Origin of the sequence: Williamsia soli (genome assembly GCF_017377795.1) — a bacterium.
GTDB classification, from domain to species: Bacteria; Actinomycetota; Actinomycetes; order Mycobacteriales; family Mycobacteriaceae; genus Williamsia; species Williamsia soli.
Genome location: NZ_JAFRDR010000006.1, coordinates 236,577 through 257,834, shown reverse-complemented (window position 1 = coordinate 257,834; position 21,258 = coordinate 236,577). Strand labels below are relative to the sequence as shown.

Sequence of the window (21,258 nt, the reverse complement as noted above, 5' to 3'; positions counted from 1 at the left end):
CGATCTTGGTGGGTTGTGACGGGTGAATCCCCAGGTCGCGCTCGCCAGAAGCCACCACGACCTGCTGTCGTGGACAATGGATCCTTGTGACCGATGGACCATTGATCGTGCAATCCGACAAAACCCTGTTACTCGAGGTCGACCACCCCCAGGCGGCGGAGGCGCGGGCGGCGATCGCACCGTTCGCCGAGCTCGAACGGGCTCCCGAACATGTACACACCTACCGCGTGACCCCGCTGGCCTTGTGGAATGCGCGGGCCGCCGGACATGACGCCGAGCAGGTCGTCGACGCCCTCGTCAGCTTCTCCCGGTACGCGGTGCCGCAGCCCCTGCTGATGGACGTCGTCGACACCATGGGCCGCTTCGGCCGGCTCCAGCTGGTGAAGAGTCCCGTCCACGGTCTGACGCTGGTGAGCAATGACCGGGCAGTCCTGGTCGAGATCATGCGCAACAAGAAGGTCGCGCCGATGCTCGGGGCCCGGGTCGACGACGACACCGTCATCGTGCATGCCTCCGAGCGCGGGCGCCTCAAGCAGATCCTGCTCAAGGTCGGCTGGCCCGCCGAGGACCTCGCAGGGTACGTCGACGGCGAAGCCCACGCGATCTCCCTGGATGAGAACGGCTGGGAGCTGCGCGACTACCAGCAGCTCGCGGCCGAGTCGTTCTGGGCGGGCGGTTCGGGCGTCGTGGTCCTGCCCTGTGGTGCAGGCAAGACGATGGTCGGGGCCGCCGCGATGGCCACCGCACAGGCCACCACCCTGATCCTGGTCACCAACACCGTCGCCGGGCGGCAGTGGAAACGAGAGCTGATCGCGCGGACCTCGCTGACCGAGGACGAGATCGGCGAGTACTCCGGCGAGCGCAAGGAGATCCGGCCGGTCACGATCGCGACCTATCAGGTCATGACCCGCAAATCGAAGGGCGAGTACCGCAATCTCGACCTCTTCGATTCCCGCGACTGGGGTCTGATCATCTACGACGAGGTCCACCTGCTGCCGGCACCGGTGTTCCGGATGACCGCAGATCTGCAGTCCCGCCGCCGCCTCGGTCTCACCGCGACGCTCGTCCGCGAGGACGGCCGCGAAGGTGACGTCTTCAGCCTGATCGGGCCGAAGCGCTACGACGCGCCGTGGAAGGACATCGAGGCCCAGGGTTGGATTGCGCCTGCCGAGTGCATCGAAGTGCGGGTGACCCTGACCGACAGCGAGCGCCTCGAATACGCGGTCGCCGAGCCCGAAGAGAAGTACAAGCTCTGCTCCACCGCGCACACCAAGATCAACGTGGTGAAGTCGATCCTCAAGAATCACAAGGATTCTCAGACGCTGATCATCGGGGCGTACCTCGATCAGCTCGACGAACTGGGTGAAGCCCTGGGCGCACCGGTCATCAAGGGGTCGACGAAGAACAAGGAGCGCGAGGTGCTGTTCGCGCAGTTCCGCACCGGTGAGATCCAGACGCTGGTGGTCTCGAAGGTCGCCAACTTCTCCATCGATCTGCCCGAGGCGTCGGTCGCCGTGCAGGTGTCGGGAACCTTCGGATCGCGCCAGGAGGAGGCGCAGCGACTGGGTCGGCTGTTGCGTCCGAAAGCCGATGGTGGACAAGCCCACTTCTACTCAGTGGTCTCCCGTGACACCGTCGACGCCGACTACGCCGCCCACCGGCAGCGCTTCCTCGCCGAGCAGGGTTACGCGTACCGGATCACCGATGCCGACGACCTGCTCGGGCCGGCGGTCGGCTGACGGCTGCGTCGCGCGCTATTCGGTCGGGTCGCCGAGGCAGTAACCCAGCGGCTTCGGCTTGTCGAAGGTGACGGGGTCGTCGCAGTCGGGGACGGTCACGGAGTCGACCCTCGCCGTGACCTTCACCGTCCGGTTGAGCTGACTGCTGTCGCCTGCACCGCACGCCACCTCTTTCATGCCGGTCAGTGACGAGATCGGGATCTCGTAGCAGTTCCCCTGTTCGAAGTTCGGGACGAGACAGAGTTTGGTGGTCTCGTCGCCCGTCTGGGTGAGTTCGGAGTACTGCTCTCCCCCGCACGAGCCGTCGGTGGAGTCGAGCGTCTCGGCGACATAGAAGTTCAGCGGATCCGTATCCCCACAGTCGACCTTGTCGAAGTCGGCGTCGGAGTTCGAGCCGGTGACGGTCACGCAGTCGCCCGCCTTCACGTCGCTGATGTCGTCGGTGAACACGACGCCGACGACCACCAGGGCGACGACTGCGGCGACGACCAGCGCCACCAACGATCCGATGACAATCCAGATCGTCTTCTTTTTCTTCGGCGGCGGGGTGTTGTAGTTCGAGCCGCCGTACTGCGGCACGCCGCCGCCGTAGGGCGGTTGTCCACCGCCGTACGGCTGGCCCGCCTGTCCGTAGTGCTGCCCGCCTGCGGGATACGGCTGCCCGCCCTGTTGCGGGTTGGACGGATACGGCTGGCCGCCGGGCGGTGGGTAACCGGGCTGTCCTTGCGGACCCGGCGGTTGATTGTAGGGATTTCCGCCGCCGGGAGGGTTGTACGGGTTTGCGCCGCCGGGCTGATTGAACGGCCCGGGCGCACCGGGATATGGGCCTTGATCGGACACGAGATACCTCCGGTGACGTGGATGCCTGCGCTGTGAGCGTACTGGCCGGACAGCCCTCCTGCCGGTCAATTCCACCCTGGTGTCCAGGATATTCTGCTTTACCAAACCAATTGATCGCGATCGCAAATAGGTAAGCTGGCCGGATGACTGCTGAGCGTGACACACGGACCGTCGCACGGCTACAACCGTTTTCGTCCACCATTTTCGCCGAGATGTCGCAGTTGGCGGTCGCGCACGACGCCATCAACCTCGGCCAGGGTTTCCCCGATACCGACGGCCCCGCCGCCATGCTCGCCGCCGCGCAGGAGGCGATCGGCACCGGCCAGAATCAGTATCCGCCCGGCCCCGGGATCCCCGCATTACGGACTGCCGTGGCCAGGCACCAATTCGATCACTATGGGCTGCAGTATGACCCGGATACCGAGGTGCTGATCACCGTCGGCGCCACCGAGGCGATCGCGGGCGCCATCGTCGGCCTCGTGGAGCCGGGCTCCGAGGTCGTCATGATCGAGCCCTATTACGACGCCTACGCCGCCGCGACCGCCATGGCGGGAGCCACACGGGTGACGGTGCCCTTGGTCGCAGACGGCGACGGCTTCGCCCTCGACCGCGACGCGCTGGCGGCAGCCGTGACCCCGAAGACCGCGCTGGTGGTGATCAACAGTCCCCACAACCCCACGGGGACCGTTCTTTCCGCCGACGACCTCGCCGCCATAGCCGCGGTCTGTATCGACAACGACGTGGTCGCGCTGACCGACGAGGTCTATGAGCATCTGCTGTTCGACGGCCGCGAGCACACCCCGCTGGCCACCCTGCCCGGCATGAGAGAACGGACGTTGCGGGTCTCGTCGGCGGGTAAGACGTTCAACGTCACCGGCTGGAAGGTGGGCTGGATCAGCGGTCCGGCCGAACTCGTTGCCGCAGCCCGGGCTGCGAAACAGTTCATGAGCTACGTCGGCAGCGGCCCGTTTCAGCCGGCGGTGGCGGTCGCACTGGACTCGGAGATGGACTGGGTCGCCGAATCGGCGGCGGCACTGCAACGCAAACGCGACCTCATCTCGGCAGCACTGACGGACGTCGGATTCGGCGTTCACCGGAGCGAGGGAACCTACTTCGTCTGTGCCGACCCGCGGCCGCTCGGCTACCACGACGGCGCCGCGTTGTGCCGCGACCTCCCCGGCCGCATCGGTGTGGCCGCGGTGCCGGTCAGCGCCTTCGTCGATCACCCCGAACCCTGGAATCATCTGGTCCGCTTCGCCTTTGCCAAGAAAGACGACGTGATCGCGCAGGCGGCAGACCGACTCCGAGCGCTCGCCTGACCCAGGCGCCATCGACCTCGGCCGAGGAGTTTTGGCACATCGCCGGCGTTATCGGCACGGTCGGCGAAGATCTAGACGGGCGTTGCTGGGGTGGGCATCAGCTTGGCCAGGACGTCGGTGATGGTCAGCACCCCGCGGAACCCGGCGTCGTCGATGACGACAGCGAGGTGATTGCGGCTCTCCCGCATCGTGCCGAGTGCCTCGTACACGGGAGTCGCCGCGGTCAACGTCAGCACCGGACGCATCAGGTCCGACGCGGTCGTATGCGCGGGCGCATCCACGCTGTCCCGCACGTGCACCACACCCTCGATGCCGCTTGCGCCGCGGACCAGCAGCCGCAGATGTCCGCTGCGGTGACCGGCGCCGCGCACGTCTGCCGCGCTCGCACCGACATCCACCGTGCTCGGCGCACCGGTTGCGGGGACGAGTTCGCCGACGGTCAGGTGCTCGAGCTCCAGCGCGACCGCAAGCTGTCCGTGATACCGCTCGTCGAGCGTTCCCACCGTCGCCGAGTGTTCGACGAGGTGCTTCAAGGCGGCCGAATCCTGGCCCGTGTCAACCTGATCCACCGGCGTCACGCCGACCCTGCGCAGCAGGCCGTTGGCCATCTGATTCAGCAGGTTGAGCAATGGCCGCGTCAGCCACATGAACCCGCGCATCGGGATGGCCAGCAGGGTCGCCGACTTCTCGGGATGAGCGATCGCCCAGGACTTGGGCGCCATCTCCCCGACCACGAGATGCAAGAACGTGACGATGATCAGCGCGAGCACGAATCCGAGCACGTCGGCCAGCCAGAGCGGCGCACCCCAGTCGTCGAAAACAGGGGTGAGCCAATGGTGCACAGCAGGTTTGGTGACTGCACCGAGCGCGAGCGTGCAGACGGTGATACCGAGCTGCGAGCCGGCGAGCAACACCGAGAGCTCACTGGAACTGCGTAGCGCCGCGCGCGCCGACCGGCTGTCCGGTGCGGCGTCTTCGAGGCGATGCCGTCGCGCCGCGATCAGCGCGAATTCGACCGCGACGAAGAACGCACTCGCAGCGATGAGCCCGACAGTGACGGCGAGAACGATCCACGGGTCACTCATCGTCAGATCTTTCGTCGGTCGCCAGCATCACGAACAGCGATGCGGGCACGTGCTTGTCGATCTCCAGCACCTCGGCGACCAGGGTGCGCTGCGGCGCCGCGCCTTCGTCGAGCAGATCCGACGGGTCGGCCGGCAGAGAGATCCGGACGACCTCACCGATCGTCGGCAGGCCCTCGAACGTGGCCACGACCGCACCGGCCAGGGTCTCGAAATCGCCTTCGGGCAGGTTGAATCCGAGCATTCGCTGCACTTCGTCGACATGCATGTCCCCGGACATCGTCCACCCCGACTCGGGTGAACCCTGCACATCGGCCACACCTTCGGGATCGTGTTCGTCGACGATCTCGCCGACGAGTTCCTCGGCCATGTCCTCGGTGGTGATCACCCCGGCGAAACCGCCGTACTCGTCCACCACGAGCGCCATCTCCTCCGATCGCTCCGAGAGCTGCGCCAGTACCTGCGGCAATGGCAACGTCGTGGGTACGACGACCGCGGGCCGCATCCGCCCGGCGGCCGTACCGTCGATTGAGCTGCCGAGGAGATCATGGAGATGGATGACGCCGCACAACTCATCGGCGCCCTCCCCGATCACGGGGTAGCGCGTGTGCCCGGACCCCATCGTCGCCAGCACCTCGGATGCCGGGGTGTCGGCACGGACGGTATCGACGCGTGAGCGCGGAATCATGGCGTGTTCGGCGGTCCTCGTCGGGAAGTCGAGAATCCGATCGAGCAGGGTCGACAGTTCGGCGGGAAGTTCCCCGGCGTCGCGGGACTGCGCCACGATGTGTTCGAGGTCGCGGGCCGTCGCAGAGTGCTCCACGTCGTGCACGGGTTCGATCCGCAACGCCTTCAACAACAGATTCGACGACTGGTCGAACAGCCAGATCAGCCAGCCGAACAACCGGAGGTAGATGGTGGTGGACATCGCGAGCCACCGGGCAACCGGTTCGGGTCGCGCGATGGCCAGGTTCTTCGGGAACAATTCGCCGAAGAGCATCTGCACGAACGTCGAGAACAGCACGGCCAGGACGGCGCCGACGGCGATCCCGACCGCGGTCGGGATCCCGACCCCACCGAGCAACTCGCCGAGGCCCCGGCCGATCAGCGGCTCTGCGACGTAGCCGACCAGCAGGCCGGTCACTGTGATCCCGAGCTGGGCACCCGAGAGCATGAACGACGTGCGTCGGGTCACCGACAGTGCCCGCGCGGCGCCGGCATCGCCGGCCTCGGCTCCGGCTTTGAGCCGCGAGCGATCGACCGACATGTACGCGAACTCCTGGGCCACGAAGTACCCCGTGAGTGCCGTGATGAGAAGTACTACGAGAATTCCGAACGCGATGGTCAGAATCGTCAACGCGGGCTCGACCCCGCTTCGATCTTCGTGAGGGATTCGGGCGGTGTGCTACTGCACGGGGCGCTGACCATGGCTCTTTCTGTTGTCGACGACGATCGGGAAACGTGACCCTGATAGTAAAGGATATTTTACATTAGAGTCGCCGCCCACGGAGCCCGGTTGGCTCGTGCGTGGTGCCGAAGGTGTTTTCGCAACTGTTCGCATGTATGTTCGACAGCAGGTAGCCTGAGACGCATGCACCCCGGTCGCCAGGCATCGCTGTTCGAGGAGGACGCGGCAGAGGGGGCCGAACGAAGCTCGGCAGTCGGCGACCACACCCCCGGACTGGCTCCGCTCGATGGTGCCGTCGCCCGGCGCACACTCACCGCCGGCGCCTGGGTGGACCTGAGGCCGGGCTGGGTCACCGGCGCCGACGAACTGTTCGACCGGTTGGAATCCGACGCTGCATGGCGCGAAGAACGGCGGGTCATGTACGACCGCGTCCTGCCGGTACCGCGACTGGTCAGCCACTACGAGGATCGCCGCACTTTCCCACATCCGTTGCTGGAGACGTGCCGCGGCGCTCTCACCGACTTCTACCGCGACGAGTTGCCCGAGGGTTTCAGCTCAGCCGGGTTATGTCTGTACCGCAACGGCAACGACAGTGTCGCCTGGCACGGCGACACCATCGGCCGCGGCAAGACCGAGGACACGATGGTCGCGATCCTCTCCCTCGGATCACCGCGACCGCTGCTGCTGCGGCCCACGGGCGGTGGCCGATCGCTGAAATTCACCGTGGGTCACGGCGACCTACTGGTGATGGGCGGCAGCTGCCAGCGCACGTGGCAGCATGCCGTCCCGAAGACCACCGGGGTCGGACCCAGGATCAGTGTGCAATTCCGGCCCCACGGCGTGCGCTGAGGCAGGGTCTCGGAACGGGTGGCCGACGCCGGTCAGCGCTCGGCACCAGAGAAGGCGTAGCGCACATCGGTGAGCGACTCGGACAGGTCCCACAGACCGGCCGCGACAAGCTCGTCGTGTGAGCGCTTGTTCGATTTCGCGGGTCCCGGTGCACCTCGCATGCCGCCGAGCTTCGTGGGCCCGTAGTACGCGCCCGAACGGGCCTGCGGGGAGGTCGCGGCATACAGTTCGGGCAGTGCACCATCGGCCGCGGACTGGGCCGCCAGATTTCCGATCCCCATGAACCGGTCCCAGAACGTCTCGGTATGGGACTGCAGCTCGGTCGCCGCGTATCCCGGGTGAGCCACAATGGATTTCACCGGCGACCCGGATGCCCTGAGGCGAGCCGCGAGTTCGTAACCGAACAACAGATTCGCCAGCTTCGACTGTCCGTACGCCGGCCAGCGGCGGTACCTGCGCTCGCGGTAGTTGGGATCCTCGAGGTTGATCTTGCCGATCTGGTGAATGGCCGACGACATGGTCACCACCCGATCGGAGATCTTGGGCAGCAGCAGTCCCGTCAGGGCGAAGTGTCCGAGATGATTTGTGCCGAACTGCATCTCGTAACCTTCGGCCGTACGAGCCTCGGGCACCGCCATCACGCCTGCGTTGTTGATCAGCACATCGATCGGTCCGGTGCGCTCGGCACACGCCCGCACCGAACTCAGATCGGCGAGATCGAGTTCGGTGATCGACGCGCCCGCTCCGATCCGGGCTGCCACCGGTTCCGCCTTGGACACGGTGCGGCAGGCGAGGATCACCTCGGCGCCCGCGGCGCCGAGCGCGAGGGCAGCCTCCTTGCCCAGGCCACTGTTGGCCCCGGTGATGAGGATCGTGCGTCCGGTCTGGTCTGGGATGTCGGCAGTAGTCCACGTCATCGCTTCAACGTACCTGTGTTCGTGTGCATGTCTCCTTGTGTTGGAAGGTCTTCACCGACGTTCACGTAGTCCGAGCATCATGCCGGGGATCTTGATCGCGCTGCCGACGAGCGATTTCAGGCTCCATCCGGCCGGGTCGGCGCCGGCGGCGATGGTGTAGAGCTTGGTCGGCACCGCGCGACCACGCAGCACCAGCGAACCGATCGAATTCCATTGTGGGGATTCGTCTTCCGACGCATCCATCGCCGATCCGCTGGCCAGCACGTGCGAACGCACTGATTTGGCGGCCTCGGACAGCCTGGCCGACTCGTTGACGGCGTCACCGACCACGGTGTACTCGTATCGGGTGACCGCACCGATGTTGCCCGCGAAGACGGTGCCCGCGGAGACGCCGATCGAAAAACGAAGCGGCCTGAGAACCTCCAGTTCCGCATAGAGATCACGGGCGGCGGCCAGTGCTGCGCCCGCGGGGTCGTCGACCGCGCTGGGAGCGCCGAAGATGGCCAGTGCGGCGTCGCCCTCGAACTTGTTGATGAAGCCGTCGTGACGGTCGACGACCTCTGCGACGATCGCGAAGAAGCTGTTCAGGAGGGTGGCCACGGTTTCGGGTTTCTCGCGCTCGGCGAGCGTGGTCGACCCCTGGATGTCAACGAACAGCACACCGACGAACGCGTTCTCACCGTGGAAGCCCGCACCCTGTTCCAACGCCAGTCGCGCGACGCCGTCCCCGACATGGCGCTCGAAGAGTTCCCTGATCTGCTCTCGTTCGGCGAGCCCGGCCACCATGTCGTTGAAGCCCTGTTGCAGGATTCCCAGCTCGGACGAGTCGTAGACGTCCACCACAGGGTGAACCTGACCCGACTGCACCTGCTCCATACCGGTCCGGATCTCGCGCAGCGGGTCGGTGATCGACCGTGACACCAAGACAGTGGCCCGGATTCCGCCGAGCAGGCAGAAGATGGCGAGCACCACCGTCGGCGTGTCGATCAGCATGCGGTTGTCCGGCAGCCAACCCGCCAACCGGCCGACGTTGATCGCGATGATGCCGAACAGCGGGATGGCACAGAAGACGATCCACACCGCCAGCAGACGTTCGCGCACACCGAGTATCGCGCCGCCGAGCACCCCGCCGCGCAGCGCGATGGCGACCAGCGGCCGCGACATCCGCTCCACGAACAAGTAGCTGAGGCAACCGGCCGACGTGCCCGCCATGAGGAATGCGGAACCGTAGACGACGAACTCGACCGCCGAACCGCCCAGCCCGACCGGGATGTAGACGATGGCACCGACAGCCCAGGTGAGCAGCGCTGCTCCCGCCTGCTGCAGCGGCATCAATTGAATCGATCGACGCTTGGCCGGGGTGGCGGGTACGGCTTTGACGAACCAGGTCAGCTGTGGGTACAGCAGGTAGATGCTGAGGGCGCCGCCCACGGCGAGCGCCACCACCACGGCGATGATGAGAACGGTCAGGTTGGACCCGCTGATCATCCCCGAGACGCTCAGCTCGCCGCCGGTCATCACCAGCTGGATCATCACCACGGTCTCGATCGCGGCGATGATGTTGCTGATCGCGAGTCCGAGGACCGCCAGGATGATGAACCGGTTCGCGACGTGTCTGCGACTGTCCGGGCCGTCCTGACTGGGATCGGGGACTCCGATCAGAAAATCGTCGAGGTGCATGACCGCGCTCAGCGCACCGGAGACCCCGGATCGTCGAGCGCTCGGTCGTGGCATCGAGGTCCGCCTTCTCTCGCCGCTGATCGTGCCCCGGACATGGCCCTGACCGCAACGGAAGTCTCGCCGGTGAGTATACATAATGCAACTAGAGTTGCGTTAGAGTGGGCAGGTGACGCAGCCCCCTCCCCCCGCACCGGAGCGACCGAGCACGACGCGGTCGCATCGCCGGGGGGCCGCCGTCCGCGACGGCGTGATGTCAGCCGCGGTTCACGAGCTGCTCAACGTCGGTTTCGACGGTCTGACCATCGCTCACGTCGCCGAGCGTGCCGGCGTCCACGTGACCTCGATCTACCGGCGTTGGAAGACCAAAGAGCAGCTGGTCACAGACGCCCTCATCGATCACTTCGATCCATCGATCGCCTCCCCTGACACAGGTTCGCTCCGCGGCGATCTCATCGCGATGTGCACCGATCTGCACACCTCCCTGACGAGTCCGCAGATGAAGGCACTCCTGCGCCTGGCCGCGATGCCGGTGGACATCGACCCTCTCGACGAGGCACGGCGGCGCATGGTCGAGGCCAGGCTCGACGTGCTGGCAGTGATCTTTGCGCGGGCCATCGCTCGCGGCGAGATCGTCGACACTGCGCAACCCGACTTCGCGATGGCACTCGAGGTGCTCCACGCACCCATCTACACGCGAGTGCTGCTCAGTCGCGAACCCGTCGACGAGCAGTACTTGGGCGGCCTCGTCGATCTGCTGCTGGCCGGCCTCATCGCACACTGACGAACGCGGGCGGATATGGAAACGGCGGCCGCGGCACCGGGATCTTCCGGTACGCGCGGCCGCCGCTGAACCTGATCCGACGGGGGGATCGGACCAGGTGCTTTCAGGCGAGATCAGGCAGTTTTGCCGGCTTCGATCTCGAGGGTGATGGTGACCTTGTCGCCGACGACGCTGCCGCCGGTCTCGAGGGGCATGTCGAGGTCGATGCCGAAGTCCTTGCGGTTCAGCACAACCGAGGCCTCGAAGCCTGCGACCGGGCCGTTGCCCATGCCGGGGTTGACACCGTTGAACTCGAGCTTGAGGGTGACCGGGCGGGTCACGCCGTGAAGGGTGAAGTCACCTTCGAGGGCGTAGTCGTCGCCGTCGGCCTTGACCGAGGTGCTCGTGAAGGTGGCTGTCGGGTACTTCTCGACCTCGAAGAAGTCAGCAGACTTGATGTGGCCGTCGCGGCCTTCGTTGCCGGTGTTGATCGAATTGACGTCGATCTCGGCGGTGACGGACGGAACGCCGCTCTCGTCGACGGTGATGGCACCCGAGAAGGTCTCGAACTTACCGCGCACCTTGCTGACCATGAGGTGACGAACGGAGAAGGAGACGGACGAGTGCACCGGATCGATGGTCCAGGTGCCGGCTTCCAGATCGGTGGTGGTGAGAGTGGTGCTCATGTGATTGCTCCTTGGTGAACTGCGTTGTGGCCTACAGAGAGTCTAAACGGACCTTGGTCCGAATACATTCCCGGGATCCGCGACCTAACATCCACGCCCTACTGACCTGCACCGACGCGGCCGGAATGTGACCGGAACCACTTCCGACTGTCCGTTTCCTTGCATACTCTGAGTCGGGACGGTGAGCGAAACTCGAGACAGGCGGTAGCGCAGTGGCAGAAACAGGAGTCCTCGTGATCGGAGCCGGACCGGTCGGGTTGACCGCCGCGATCGAGCTACGACGGCGTGGTGTCCGGTGCCGGATCGTCGACCCCCTGCTCGAGCCACCGCAGTATGCGAAAGCCGTCGGGGTCCAGCCCCGGACGCTCGAGGTCTTCGAGGGCATGGGAGTTCTGCGCCAGATCCTCGACGCCTCGACGCAGATGCGGGGACAGATCGTCTATGTCAATGGCGAGGCGGCAGGGCGTTTCGACCTCGGGCTCCCATCGGACGTACCGTTCGGATTCGCCTCCATCCCCCAATACGTCACCGAGCGCATCCTGCGAGAACGACTCGCAACCCTCGGGCTGCCGATCGAGCGCGGCAAGGCTCTGACCGGTTTCGAGCAGAACACCGACGGCGTCACCGCGACCCTGTCCACTCCCGACGGCGAAGAGACGGTCACCGCCCAGTACCTCATCGGCGCGGACGGAGCGCACAGCGTCACCCGGAAGACCCTCGGTCTGACCTTCGAGGGCGCGGCCTTCGAAGAGCAGTACATGCTCGGCGACGTCGAGGTCGATTGGTCGCAGCCCAGCGGCTACGGGATCCGGGCCATGCACCAGACAGATGGCAAGACCGACGATCTCCTGGTCTGCATCCCTCTCGCAGGCCGTGGCCGCTACCGGATGTCGATGCTGGTGCCCGACGAACTCGCCACCGCGAAACCCGAACGCGGCGCCGTCGCCCATGGGTTCGAGGGCGAAAAGAAGCCCGAACTCTCCCACATCCAGGCCGTTATCGATCGTCTGTCGCCCGAACCGACCACGGCGAGAAACCTGCGCTGGTCGTCGGTGTTCCGGATCAGCCACCGCATCGTCGATTCCTACGGTCACGGTCGCGTCTTCGTCGCAGGCGACGCCGCGCACATTCATCCCCCCACCGGCGGGCAGGGCATGAACACCGGCATCCAGGACGCGCACAACCTCGCCTGGAAGGTGGCCTTGGCCGTCCAGGGCAAAGCCTCGGACGGGTTGACCGCCAGCTACGACACCGAACGCCGACCCGTCGGCGAGGAGGTTGTCGGCCGTACCGTCCGCAGCGCCCGTGAGGGTATCGGCGCGGGAGAAAACGACCCCGCCTACGTCATGCGCCGCGAGGCCCAGCTCCTCATCGAATACGCGGACAGCCCCATCATCGAAAAGTCCTCCGACGAGACGCTCCTCCGGCCAGGGGTGCGCGCTCCAGACGCCAAGGGTCTGACCAGGGACATGGTCACCGACCCGATCCGGTTGTTCTCGCTACTGGACCGGCTACGGCACACCGTCGTCATCTACCTGGACGGGACATCGACCACCGACACCCTCCTCGATATCGAGGGCCTGGTCGCGACCGCGCAGTCGGCTGCACACGACGAACTCGACATCTACCTCGTCGCCTCCCCCGGCGCCGACGTCTCGCCGACCGTGCTACCGGTCATCCGCGACACCGCTGGGACCTTTGTCGAAGCCTATGGCGCTCAGGATCATTCGCTCTTCGTGATCCGGCCGGACGGCTATCTGGGCTACAGCGCAGGCACGGTCTCCGGCGACGATCTCATTGCTCATCTGAAGAAGACCTTCCGATAGCTCTCGGATTCCGTTGATCCTCAACGGAACCGCCATGTCGGATCCGCGATTTCATGTGCGCGCAGATTTACCGCCAATTGGTGCCGGATCCGAGAAATGGTGACGATTACGCATCGGTGTCAAAATTTATACAAGTGGTAATTCTGGACAGCTCTCTAATATTCGAAGTGTCTTTAAGGTGCTTTCGAAAACAGGTCCGGTGTGGTGTAACAATATCCACTCCCGTGGAGAACTGAAGTGTAGAGAATGGGAATAGGTCTGGCGTCATGTCGATCGCCGACCGATTTATTCTTGCTTGATGTGTAACAGGTGCGCCGAGGACAAGAGCTTTCCCGGTCGGCCTGGTCTATGGAGGGGAATCGGCTGATGGGTGGGCGTAAGGGGGCCGGCGGCGCCGGGTTTGCGCTGAAGCGTTCTGGTCCGGTCGACGCCGGCGCGGCGAACTCGGACACTCATCGCTGGCGCGACACGAAGCGCTATCTGTGGCCGCTGAGCCTTCTGGTGCCCGCTGGGCCTTTTGTGGCCTGGTTACTGGCCCACACTGTGTCCGGTCTGCTGTGGGGATTCGGCGGGTACCTGCTGTTGGTCGTGGTGCCGTTCCTCGATCTGGTGTGCAGGCCTGACCGAAGCGGACCGCCTGATGAGGCGGTGCCGGCGTTGTCGGCTGACAATTATTACCGCTGGTGTACTCATCTCTTTGTTCCCGTCCAGTACGCAGGGCTGTTCTTCGGGTTCTGGTGTCTGGCGCATGAACCGATGACCACCGGCGAGCGGGTGGGCCTGTGCATCACGATGGGAATGAGTGCGGCAATCGGCATCAACGCTGCGCACGAATTGGGTCACAAACGCGGCACGTGTGAGCAGACCCTGGCGAAGCTGGCCCTGGCGCCTTCGTGGTATGGACACTTTTTGGTCGAGCACAACGTGGGACATCACCTCAAAGTCGCCACCGCACAGGATCCCGCGAGCGCGCGGCTCGGTGAGTCGTTGTGGAGGTTCTATCCGCGGGCGCTGGTCGGGGGCTTCGTCTCTGGAGTGCGGTTGGAGTCTGCTCGCCTGCACCGACGGGGGCTGCGCTTCTGGCACTGGCGTAACAATATTGCGCAGTCGTGGGCGGCGAGCCTGGTGATCGTCATTGTCATTGTGGCCGTGTTCGGCTGGGGCGCGGCGCCGTGGTTCGTACTGCAGGCGGTGATCGGCATGCTGGTTCTCGAAGCGGTGAACTACATCGAGCACTACGGGCTGCTGCGAATCCCTCGAGCCGGCGGTCGGCCGGGGAAAGTGCACCCCGAGCACAGCTGGAATGGAGATCATGTGTTCAGCAACGTGGTGTTGCTGAACCTGCAGCGGCACTCCGACCACCATTCCCGGCCTCGGCGGCGCTATCAGGTGTTGCGCAGCTGCGAGGAGGCGCCGCAGTTCCCCGCCGGGTACGCGTTGATGGTTTTGTTGGCTACTGTGCCGCCACTGTGGCGCGCGGTCATGGACCGCCGAGTGATGGCGCACTACGGCGGCGACCTGTCTCGCGTCAACGTGCACCCAGCCAAGGCCGACGCGATGGCCCGGCGCTACGGACACCACCCTTTGGCGACGCCCGGCAGGGATGTCCGGTGACCGGGCACGGCGATTGTCCCTGCCCGGCACTGCAGCGACATCGTCGACGATGCATTCGGAGCCGTCCTGGGGACGCCCACCCTATTCGTGGTGAATCCGGCCTTCGATCTCGGTGAGCGGACGACCGCCGCCGCCCCAACGTTGTGCGATGATCTCGGCCGCGATCGACACCGCGGTCTCCGCGGGCGTCCGGGCGCCGAGGTCGAGTCCGATCGGACTGGAGAGTCGATCGATCTGTTCATGCGTCAACCCTGCCTCGCGTAACCGGTCGAGTCTGTCGAGGTGGGTACGCCTCGACCCCATCGCGCCGACGAACGCGACCTCCGGCATCCGCAACGCCACTTCGAGCAGCGGGACGTCGAACTTCGGGTCATGGGTGAGGACGCAGATGACGGTCCGGGCGTCGAGCGACCCGGTCGCGATCTGGTCTGACAGATACCGGTGTGGCCACTCGACGACGACCTCGTCGGCGGTAGGGAAACGTGCGGGCGTCGCGAAGACGGCGCGGGCATCGCAGACCGTCACGCGGTAGCCCAGAAAGGAGCCCTGCTGGGCGACCGCCGCTGCGAAATCGATGGCCCCGAACACCAGCATCCGCGGGCGGGGGGCGTGGGCCGCGACGAACACGGCCATACCCTCACCCCGGCGTTGACCGTCAGGACCGTAAGTCAGTACCTCGCTGCGGCCGGCGGCCAGCAAACCACGCGCGTCGTCGATCACCGCGTTGTCCATCCGACCGGAACCGAGTGACCCCTGAGCGGTGTCGGTGCGGACGATCAGCCGGCGACCAACCCAGGAGGCGTCGACATGCGAGACGACGGTCGCGATGGCCACCGGACGGTGCTGTTCGATGTCGTCGGCAATGTCGCCGAGTTCGGGAAACGTTGTCTGCGACACGGATTCGGTGAAGATGTCCAGGATTCCGCCGCAGGTCAGACCGACCGCGAACGCGTCGTCGTCGCTCACCCCATAACGCTCGAGCAACGGTGTCCCGGACTCGGCCGCGGCGGACGCCGACTCGTAGACCGCTCCCTCGACGCAACCGCCGGACACCGACCCGCTGACGGTGCCGTCCGGTGCGACCACCATCGACGCACCGGGTGGCCGAGGCGCCGAACGGAACGTCCGGACAACGGTGCCGACACCGGCTGTCCCGCCGCTGCGCCAGATCTGCATCAGCTCTGCGAGTACATCCTGCATCGTGGCCTCCATGCCGGTGCCCGGCCAGTGAATTGCGACCGGCACCGCGCCGGCAACGTCCAACGTGAACTCCGATCGTGGCACCCACCTCGGTGCGCAGTCCACTCGAACGCAAAGGACGTCTCACGGTGGCGATCGAAGAGCCCGGTCCGACAACCGAGTTCCAGCTCCGGCTCGGCAAAGTCTGTCGTTCGCGACCTGACATCCTCGGCACGATGGGCGGCTGTCTCGGCAGGATGGGCGGGGTCAGGGCATCGCCGGGGGTTCGCTGCCGCCGGGGCCACCCTCACCACCGGGACCGCCGCCCGGTCCGCCGCCACCTGCAGGCGGGGCAGCCTGGGCGTTCTCCGATTTCGCGGCTACACCGATAGTGATCGCGATGTCGTAGCCGGCGGAGACACTGCCGGTGGCGGTGGCGAGTTCGGCATCCCAGCCGTCACCGAACACGTTGTCCGACGACAAGGTGGTGCGGGTCATGTTGGTGACGCTCTTCTCATACCCTTCCGCACCGGCGAAGACCGCGTCGCAGGCCTCCTGCGGCAGCGCGATCTGCGACGTGAGCCGGGCGTTCTCTCCCGCGATCGCGACTTCGAGGGAGTCGTAGACCTCGAAGTGGATGTGGGGCCACCGGCCGGAGTACGCGGCCGGGAAGATCGAGGTGAACGACACAGTGCCGTCGGCGCCGGCGACCTGCACGCCGCGCAGGTAGTTCTGGTCGGTGATCGCTTTTCCGTACAGCGAATACTCGCCGTCGCGGTCGCAATGCCAGAGGTAGACCGCCATGCCGGTGCCCGGATCGCAATTCTTCGTCAGATCCTGCAGCGCCATCGTGATGGTCATCGGGACACCCTCGGCTGTACCCGTCGACGCACCGAAGCTACCGGTGATGTCCTTACGGACGATCCCCGATTCGACCAGGACGTTGGGGCCGTTCGAGCCGTCGCCCGGGTACGGACCTGCGGTTTCGCCGGGCGCTGCGGTGACGCACTCACCCACCGCGTCAGCGGTCGAGGTGCTGGTACCTGCGGTGGCCGTCGACGAGGATGCCGCCGTCGTCGACGAAGACGACGAACCGCACGCCGCGAGTGCGGCGGTGGCGCCTGCCGCGCCGAACAGGGCCAAGGCTCCGCGTCGCGACATCGTCTTCATATCGTGGGAGAGGCCGAGGTCGTGCTCGTGCACCTCCGGGTCGCGACCGAACATCCGACGCTTGCTCATCGATGACTCCTTCAAGGGGCTGTTGTTCCTGTGTCTCCATTGATATCGAGGCAACCCCGGCGCACCCTGCACACACCCTGTGGGTTCGCTGGGAGCAGTCACACGCATCCCGGGCCGGTTCACCTCTACGATGGAATAGATCGCTCGATCATCCGGTTGAGAGATCTGACGGTGTCCGGATCAAGCCCCGGGTACCACCCCATAAGCCGCCGAGAGCGGCCACTTGCCGAGAGGCGCATTGGCGGGCACCGTCCCTGGCATCGAGGAGGCCGCCGACCATCTGGTCGGCGGCTTTTTCGTGGGCCCGCACCTCAGTCGACGGCCACCGCCCGTGGCGGGTCGACCCGAGGGCCCGGATCGTCGGCGGCGTGTAACCACCGTCCGACCACACCTTCTTCGACGAACAGTGCATGGACGATCACGGTCGCGGCGATGACGATCGCAGAGAAGACGAACAGCCAGCTGATCACTGTGAAGATGACGCCGAGAATGCCGAACTGATCCGTCGCCGAGGCCAGCACCCGGGACATCCCGATATGCGTCGCCACGACCAAGACGGTGAGCCCCGCGGCTGTGATGCCGGCGTTGAGCAGCAGGCACCGCGTATTGATGCGGCCCGAGGTGAGCAGCCAGGCGATCCCGAACCACAGGACAGCCCACAGCAGGTACCCGAGCGCCAGCTCGATACCGAAGTCGACGGCCGCGCGGATCGACCAGACGTCGCGGAGCGAGGGCAGGACTGTCTGGATCGCCACACCGATCGCAACAGCGACGATGACGACCAGCCAACGCCAGCTCTGTTTCAGGGACAGCCGCGGCACGCCCCAGACCCGGGAGTACATCCGGTCCAGGGCGCGTGAGAACGAGGTGGCGCTCACGAGGGTCATCACCGCGCCGATCACCCCAAAGGTCACGGCGGCATCCTGCGTCCCCGAGGATCCGAGCGCCAGGTCGCCGGAGGTGAGATCGTACCCCTCGAGCGCGTCGTCGAGAACGCCCTTGCCCGGGATCGCGGACAGCAGGATCATCACCGGGAGAATCGAGGTGAAGGCCTGTCCCGCAAGGGTCATCGCCCGGTCGGCGATCTCGCTGCGGGCGAGATCCGACACGATCTGCAGGACCAGCGAACCACCCGGGACCGACCGGATCCGGGCGGCGCCGGATTCCACCACCGACGCGAGCGCTTGAGTCATGAGGGAACGCTACTGCGTACCCCTTGACGCAGTGATGCCGTCGGGGCAGCTGTCAGTCTTTTCTGTCCTTCTTGTGCACGATCTCCGGCGCGACCTCGCGGGTCGCCATGCCGCCTGTGCCGCCCTCGTCGACAGGCCCCGGTCGCCCGCCCTTGGGCTCTTCGGTGGGCTCGCCGGATTCGGGATGCTCTTTCTTGGAGGTCATCGGCCCAGGTTACGCCCGCAAACACGCATGCCACTCGTCGAGTACAGCCGGATTCACAGATCGGTCGGCACACCCACTGCGAGTATCGCGGTGTCGTCATCGAGACCCGAACCGAAACCGGCGAGTAGTCGCTGCAGCGCCGCCACGATATCGGCGGCTGATGCCGGGGCCTGTGCCTTCGCGAACTCCAGCAGCGCACCATCGTCGTCGTACCGCTGGGTGCCGACGCCGGTACGGGCCTCGGTGAGCCCGTCGGTGTAGAGCACCAGGGTGTCTCCGGCACCGAGTTGAACTCGCGCAGAGACGAATTTGGCCTCGGAGAGTATTCCGACGAACTGACCACCCGCGGTGCTGATGTGTCGCGCCGTGCCATCGGCCCGCAACAGCAGCGCCGGTGGGTGGCCGCCACTGGCCAGTTCGACGTCCCATCCCCCGCTGCGGTCGGCCTTGCCCTCGCGTGCGGTCAGCACCCCGAAGATCACAGTGCAGAAGTGGGGGTCGTCCCCGTGGTATTCGTGGCTCAAGACGGTGTCGAGGTTGTGTAGCACCGCAATCGGATCGGCGTCATACACCGCAGCGGAGCGCAGGGTGTAGCGGGTCAGCGACGTCACCGCCGCCGCTCCGGCACCCTTGCCCGACACGTCGCCCAGGAAGAATCCCCACTGCGTGGACGACAGCGGAAACAGGTCGTAGAAGTCGCCACCGACATCGTCGTCCGAGGCCGGGAGGTGGTACGCAGCGGCTTCCAACCCATCCGGAGGCGACAGGGACGGGGGCAGCATGGCTCGCTGCAGGGTGGCGGCAAGAACCCCCACCCGCGCACGCTCGTGCTCGGCCCGGCGCCGTTCGGAGAGGAGTTCCTTCTCGTACGAGCGCCTTTCGCGGGCATCCTGCACGGTCACCCGGATCAGGACCACGTTGCCGGCCGCGTCGGTCTTCGCGTTCGCATCGACGAAGACCGGCAGCCGCGAATCGTCGGCGCGCACCAGATCGACCGAAATAGCGTCGAGATGTCCGCTCATCTGCAGCACCGGCCGGAAGTGGGTTTCGTAGTGGATCCGGCCACCGGCGCTCAGGATCGTGGTGAACGGTGCACCGATCAGCGAACTCGACGGACGGTCCAACCACCCGCACAAGGTTGTGTTGACCTTGATGATGCGGCCCTCCGGCGACATCGACAGGAAGCCGCACGGCGCGTTTTCGAAGAGGTCTTCGAGCTCGTCGGAACCACCCTCGCCGGCGATCACCTGGCGAAGACCGCAATCGCGTCCGCGGTTGCGTCGGGCGCGCTGAGCTGCGGACAGTGTCCGGTGGCATCGAGGGTGACCAATTGGCTCCCGGCGATGTGCTCGTGGACGTAGGCACCGACCTCGCGAGGAGCCAGCGAGTCGTGAGCACATTCGATCACCAGGGTGGGCACCCTCACGCGGCCGAGGTCTGCCCGGTTGTCGGACAAGAACGTGGTGCGCGCGAACACGCGGGCGCGAGACGGATCGGTGCGGCAGAAGCTATCGGTCAGTTCGTCGCCGAGTTCCGGACGCTCCGGGGTTCCCATGATCACCGGGGCCATCTGCCGCGACCAACCCAGATAGTTGCTCTCCAGGGATTCGAGCAGTTCATCAATGTCGGGACCGGTGAAACCGCCGCGGTACCCCTCGTCGTCGAGGTAGCGCGGTGACGGCGTCAGCAGCACCAACTTCGAGAAGCGGCTTGCATCCGACGCCACGGCCAGTACCCCGATCATCGCGGCCACCGAGTGACCGACGAACACGACATCATGTAGATCCAGGACTCGGACGAGTTCGAGAACGTCCTGCGCATAGCCGTCGAGTGAGGCATAGCGCTGCGCGTCCCAGGCCGCCGGATCGGACGAACCAGACCCCACGTGATCGAACATGACCACCTGAAAGTGCGGCTCCAGCTGCCGAGCGACCAGGCGCCACAGATGCTGGTCACATCCGAATCCGTGCGCAAGCATCACGGTCGGGGCGTCGTCCGCCCCGGTGATCGTCACGTTGTTTCGCACCCGCACATCCACGCGACCATCCTCTCACCCGGCCCGACGTGGTTGATAATGACCGGATGCGGTCGCGCCAGAAAATCCTCGACGCCACCCTCGGCCTGATCGGGACCGGCGGATTCGAGGCGGTGAACATTGCGGCGGTCGCGTCGGCCGCCGGGGTCTCACGACAGACCGTCTACTCGATCTTCGGGTCGCGTGAGGACCTGGTGTCGCAGGCGATCGCCGGAGTCGCGCTGGAGATCCTGTCCGCCATCCGGTCTCGAATGGAATCGATCGAGTCACCGGTCGAATACGTCGTCGAACTGATCGTCAGCGGTCGCGCGCTCGTCCGCGACGATCAACTCCTCGCCACGCTCTGGACGGCCGGTGAGGGCAATCCCGTCTTCGACACCGGGATGATGACCCGCGCAAGACCCATTGCGCACGAACTCCTCTCACCCCTGGCCGAACGCAACGCCGCAGTGAAGGCGGATCTCGACGACATCGTCGAGATCGCGCTGCGACTGGGACTGTCCGTCGTGCTGTTCGACGACGAGGCGATCCATTCCGATGACGATCTACGACGCTTCCTGACGCGCTGGCTCGGGCCTGCGCTGCCCTCATATCCGTAACCGCTTGCCGTGACACCGGGCACAACAGGTTCGTCGAGTAATTCTTGACACTGTCCACCCAGAGTGTCTAGGTTTGAGCACGCTGTGA

The 21,258-nt window shown here is 65.7% G+C and carries 19 protein-coding genes; 7 read left to right on the top strand and 12 right to left on the bottom strand.

All coding sequences use genetic code 11. The annotated features are described in order from the left end of the window. Window positions 1-86 precede the first annotated feature (86 nt). The gene (locus tag J3S28_RS17835) at window positions 87-1,739 is read left to right on the top strand and encodes a DNA repair helicase XPB (RefSeq protein WP_207842055.1); all 1,653 of its coding nucleotides are present in this window, start codon (window positions 87-89) and stop codon (window positions 1,737-1,739) included. A 15-nt stretch (window positions 1,740-1,754) separates the two neighbouring features. On the opposite strand, the gene J3S28_RS17830 is transcribed toward J3S28_RS17835, so the two are convergent. Next, entirely contained in the window at window positions 1,755-2,579 is an 825-nt protein-coding gene (locus tag J3S28_RS17830; protein ID WP_207842054.1) for an LppU/SCO3897 family protein, read from the bottom strand. A gap of 143 nt (window positions 2,580-2,722) precedes the next feature. On the opposite strand from J3S28_RS17830, the gene J3S28_RS17825 reads away from it, so the two are divergent. Next, window positions 2,723-3,898 (top strand): pyridoxal phosphate-dependent aminotransferase, encoded by a 1,176-nt coding sequence (locus J3S28_RS17825; RefSeq protein ID WP_207842053.1) that lies wholly within the window; start codon window positions 2,723-2,725, stop codon window positions 3,896-3,898. A gap of 71 nt (window positions 3,899-3,969) precedes the next feature. Here J3S28_RS17825 and J3S28_RS17820 read toward each other — a convergent pair whose 3' ends face one another. Together J3S28_RS17820 and J3S28_RS17815 are read right to left on the bottom strand one after the other, a co-directional pair. Then, window positions 3,970-4,983: a hemolysin family protein gene (locus J3S28_RS17820; RefSeq protein ID WP_207842052.1), complete on the bottom strand. Its 1,014-nt coding sequence runs from the start codon at window positions 4,981-4,983 to the stop codon at window positions 3,970-3,972. Beyond that, complete coding sequence (locus J3S28_RS17815; RefSeq protein WP_207842051.1) at window positions 4,976-6,337, bottom strand: hemolysin family protein; 1,362 nt, start codon at window positions 6,335-6,337, stop codon at window positions 4,976-4,978. Before J3S28_RS17815 ends, J3S28_RS17820 begins: the two co-directional genes overlap by 8 nt. Window positions 6,338-6,571: 234 nt before the next feature. Between J3S28_RS17815 and J3S28_RS17810 the strand changes: the two genes are divergently transcribed. Beyond that, window positions 6,572-7,237: an alpha-ketoglutarate-dependent dioxygenase AlkB gene (locus J3S28_RS17810; protein WP_207842050.1), complete on the top strand. Its 666-nt coding sequence runs from the start codon at window positions 6,572-6,574 to the stop codon at window positions 7,235-7,237. A gap of 32 nt (window positions 7,238-7,269) precedes the next feature. Here J3S28_RS17810 and J3S28_RS17805 read toward each other — a convergent pair whose 3' ends face one another. Both J3S28_RS17805 and J3S28_RS17800 read right to left on the bottom strand, forming a co-directional pair. Next, window positions 7,270-8,154 carry an oxidoreductase gene (locus tag J3S28_RS17805; RefSeq protein WP_207842049.1) on the bottom strand — a complete coding sequence of 295 codons (885 nt, stop codon included), beginning with the start codon at window positions 8,152-8,154 and terminating at the stop codon, window positions 7,270-7,272. A 51-nt stretch (window positions 8,155-8,205) separates the two neighbouring features. Then, window positions 8,206-9,888 carry an adenylate/guanylate cyclase domain-containing protein gene (locus J3S28_RS17800; protein ID WP_207842048.1) on the bottom strand — a complete coding sequence of 561 codons (1,683 nt, stop codon included), beginning with the start codon at window positions 9,886-9,888 and terminating at the stop codon, window positions 8,206-8,208. A 112-nt stretch (window positions 9,889-10,000) separates the two neighbouring features. Here J3S28_RS17800 and J3S28_RS17795 point away from each other — a divergent pair, with 112 nt between their 5' ends. Beyond that, window positions 10,001-10,615, top strand: a complete 615-nt coding sequence (locus J3S28_RS17795) for a TetR/AcrR family transcriptional regulator (RefSeq protein WP_207842047.1) — start codon at window positions 10,001-10,003, stop codon at window positions 10,613-10,615. 113 nt (window positions 10,616-10,728) lie between these two features. On the opposite strand, the gene J3S28_RS17790 is transcribed toward J3S28_RS17795, so the two are convergent. Continuing rightward, a complete protein-coding gene (locus J3S28_RS17790; RefSeq protein WP_207842046.1) occupies window positions 10,729-11,280 on the bottom strand; it encodes a YceI family protein in 552 nt (183 codons plus the stop codon). A 212-nt stretch (window positions 11,281-11,492) separates the two neighbouring features. Here J3S28_RS17790 and J3S28_RS17785 point away from each other — a divergent pair, with 212 nt between their 5' ends. Both J3S28_RS17785 and J3S28_RS17780 read left to right on the top strand, forming a co-directional pair. Then, on the top strand, window positions 11,493-13,106 hold the full coding sequence (locus tag J3S28_RS17785) for an FAD-dependent monooxygenase (RefSeq protein ID WP_207842045.1): 1,614 nt from the start codon (window positions 11,493-11,495) through the stop codon (window positions 13,104-13,106). 366 nt (window positions 13,107-13,472) lie between these two features. Then, the gene (locus J3S28_RS17780) at window positions 13,473-14,720 is read left to right on the top strand and encodes an alkane 1-monooxygenase (RefSeq protein ID WP_207842044.1); all 1,248 of its coding nucleotides are present in this window, start codon (window positions 13,473-13,475) and stop codon (window positions 14,718-14,720) included. Window positions 14,721-14,801: 81 nt separating this feature from the next. Here J3S28_RS17780 and J3S28_RS17775 read toward each other — a convergent pair whose 3' ends face one another. From J3S28_RS17775 to J3S28_RS17750, 6 genes are all read right to left on the bottom strand, one after another. Further along, window positions 14,802-15,920: an XdhC family protein gene (locus J3S28_RS17775; protein WP_207842178.1), complete on the bottom strand. Its 1,119-nt coding sequence runs from the start codon at window positions 15,918-15,920 to the stop codon at window positions 14,802-14,804. 246 nt (window positions 15,921-16,166) lie between these two features. Further along, entirely contained in the window at window positions 16,167-17,138 is a 972-nt protein-coding gene (locus tag J3S28_RS17770; RefSeq protein WP_237341719.1) for a dioxygenase family protein, read from the bottom strand. 311 nt (window positions 17,139-17,449) lie between these two features. Then, window positions 17,450-18,331, bottom strand: a complete 882-nt coding sequence (locus tag J3S28_RS17765) for a hypothetical protein (protein WP_207842043.1) — start codon at window positions 18,329-18,331, stop codon at window positions 17,450-17,452. 52 nt (window positions 18,332-18,383) lie between these two features. Beyond that, entirely contained in the window at window positions 18,384-18,536 is a 153-nt protein-coding gene (locus tag J3S28_RS17760; protein WP_207842042.1) for a hypothetical protein, read from the bottom strand. A 53-nt stretch (window positions 18,537-18,589) separates the two neighbouring features. Then, on the bottom strand, window positions 18,590-19,783 hold the full coding sequence (locus tag J3S28_RS17755) for a PP2C family protein-serine/threonine phosphatase (protein ID WP_372436024.1): 1,194 nt from the start codon (window positions 19,781-19,783) through the stop codon (window positions 18,590-18,592). After that, a complete protein-coding gene (locus J3S28_RS17750; protein WP_207842041.1) occupies window positions 19,780-20,574 on the bottom strand; it encodes an alpha/beta fold hydrolase in 795 nt (264 codons plus the stop codon). Before J3S28_RS17750 ends, J3S28_RS17755 begins: the two co-directional genes overlap by 4 nt. 44 nt (window positions 20,575-20,618) lie before the next feature. Here J3S28_RS17750 and J3S28_RS17745 point away from each other — a divergent pair, with 44 nt between their 5' ends. Further along, window positions 20,619-21,170 carry a TetR/AcrR family transcriptional regulator gene (locus J3S28_RS17745; RefSeq protein WP_207842040.1) on the top strand — a complete coding sequence of 184 codons (552 nt, stop codon included), beginning with the start codon at window positions 20,619-20,621 and terminating at the stop codon, window positions 21,168-21,170. Window positions 21,171-21,258: the final 88 nt, after the last annotated feature.

What these genes read in the sequence shown, in the direction of transcription:
- J3S28_RS17810 (WP_207842050.1), top strand. Translation starts at nt 6,572, where the DNA reads ATGCACCCCGGTCGCCAGGCATCGCTGTTCGAGGAGGACGCGGCAGAG.
- J3S28_RS17790 (WP_207842046.1), bottom strand. Translation starts at nt 11,280, where the DNA reads ATGAGCACCACTCTCACCACCACCGATCTGGAAGCCGGCACCTGGACC.
- J3S28_RS17800 (WP_207842048.1), bottom strand. Translation starts at nt 9,888, where the DNA reads ATGCCACGACCGAGCGCTCGACGATCCGGGGTCTCCGGTGCGCTGAGC.
- J3S28_RS17780 (WP_207842044.1), top strand. Translation starts at nt 13,473, where the DNA reads ATGGGTGGGCGTAAGGGGGCCGGCGGCGCCGGGTTTGCGCTGAAGCGT.
- J3S28_RS17825 (WP_207842053.1), top strand. Translation starts at nt 2,723, where the DNA reads ATGACTGCTGAGCGTGACACACGGACCGTCGCACGGCTACAACCGTTT.
- J3S28_RS17765 (WP_207842043.1), bottom strand. Translation starts at nt 18,331, where the DNA reads ATGACTCAAGCGCTCGCGTCGGTGGTGGAATCCGGCGCCGCCCGGATC.
- J3S28_RS17820 (WP_207842052.1), bottom strand. Translation starts at nt 4,983, where the DNA reads ATGAGTGACCCGTGGATCGTTCTCGCCGTCACTGTCGGGCTCATCGCT.
- J3S28_RS17770 (WP_237341719.1), bottom strand. Translation starts at nt 17,138, where the DNA reads ATGAGCAAGCGTCGGATGTTCGGTCGCGACCCGGAGGTGCACGAGCAC.
- J3S28_RS17775 (WP_207842178.1), bottom strand. Translation starts at nt 15,920, where the DNA reads ATGCAGGATGTACTCGCAGAGCTGATGCAGATCTGGCGCAGCGGCGGG.
- J3S28_RS17760 (WP_207842042.1), bottom strand. Translation starts at nt 18,536, where the DNA reads ATGACCTCCAAGAAAGAGCATCCCGAATCCGGCGAGCCCACCGAAGAG.
- J3S28_RS17745 (WP_207842040.1), top strand. Translation starts at nt 20,619, where the DNA reads ATGCGGTCGCGCCAGAAAATCCTCGACGCCACCCTCGGCCTGATCGGG.
- J3S28_RS17805 (WP_207842049.1), bottom strand. Translation starts at nt 8,154, where the DNA reads ATGACGTGGACTACTGCCGACATCCCAGACCAGACCGGACGCACGATC.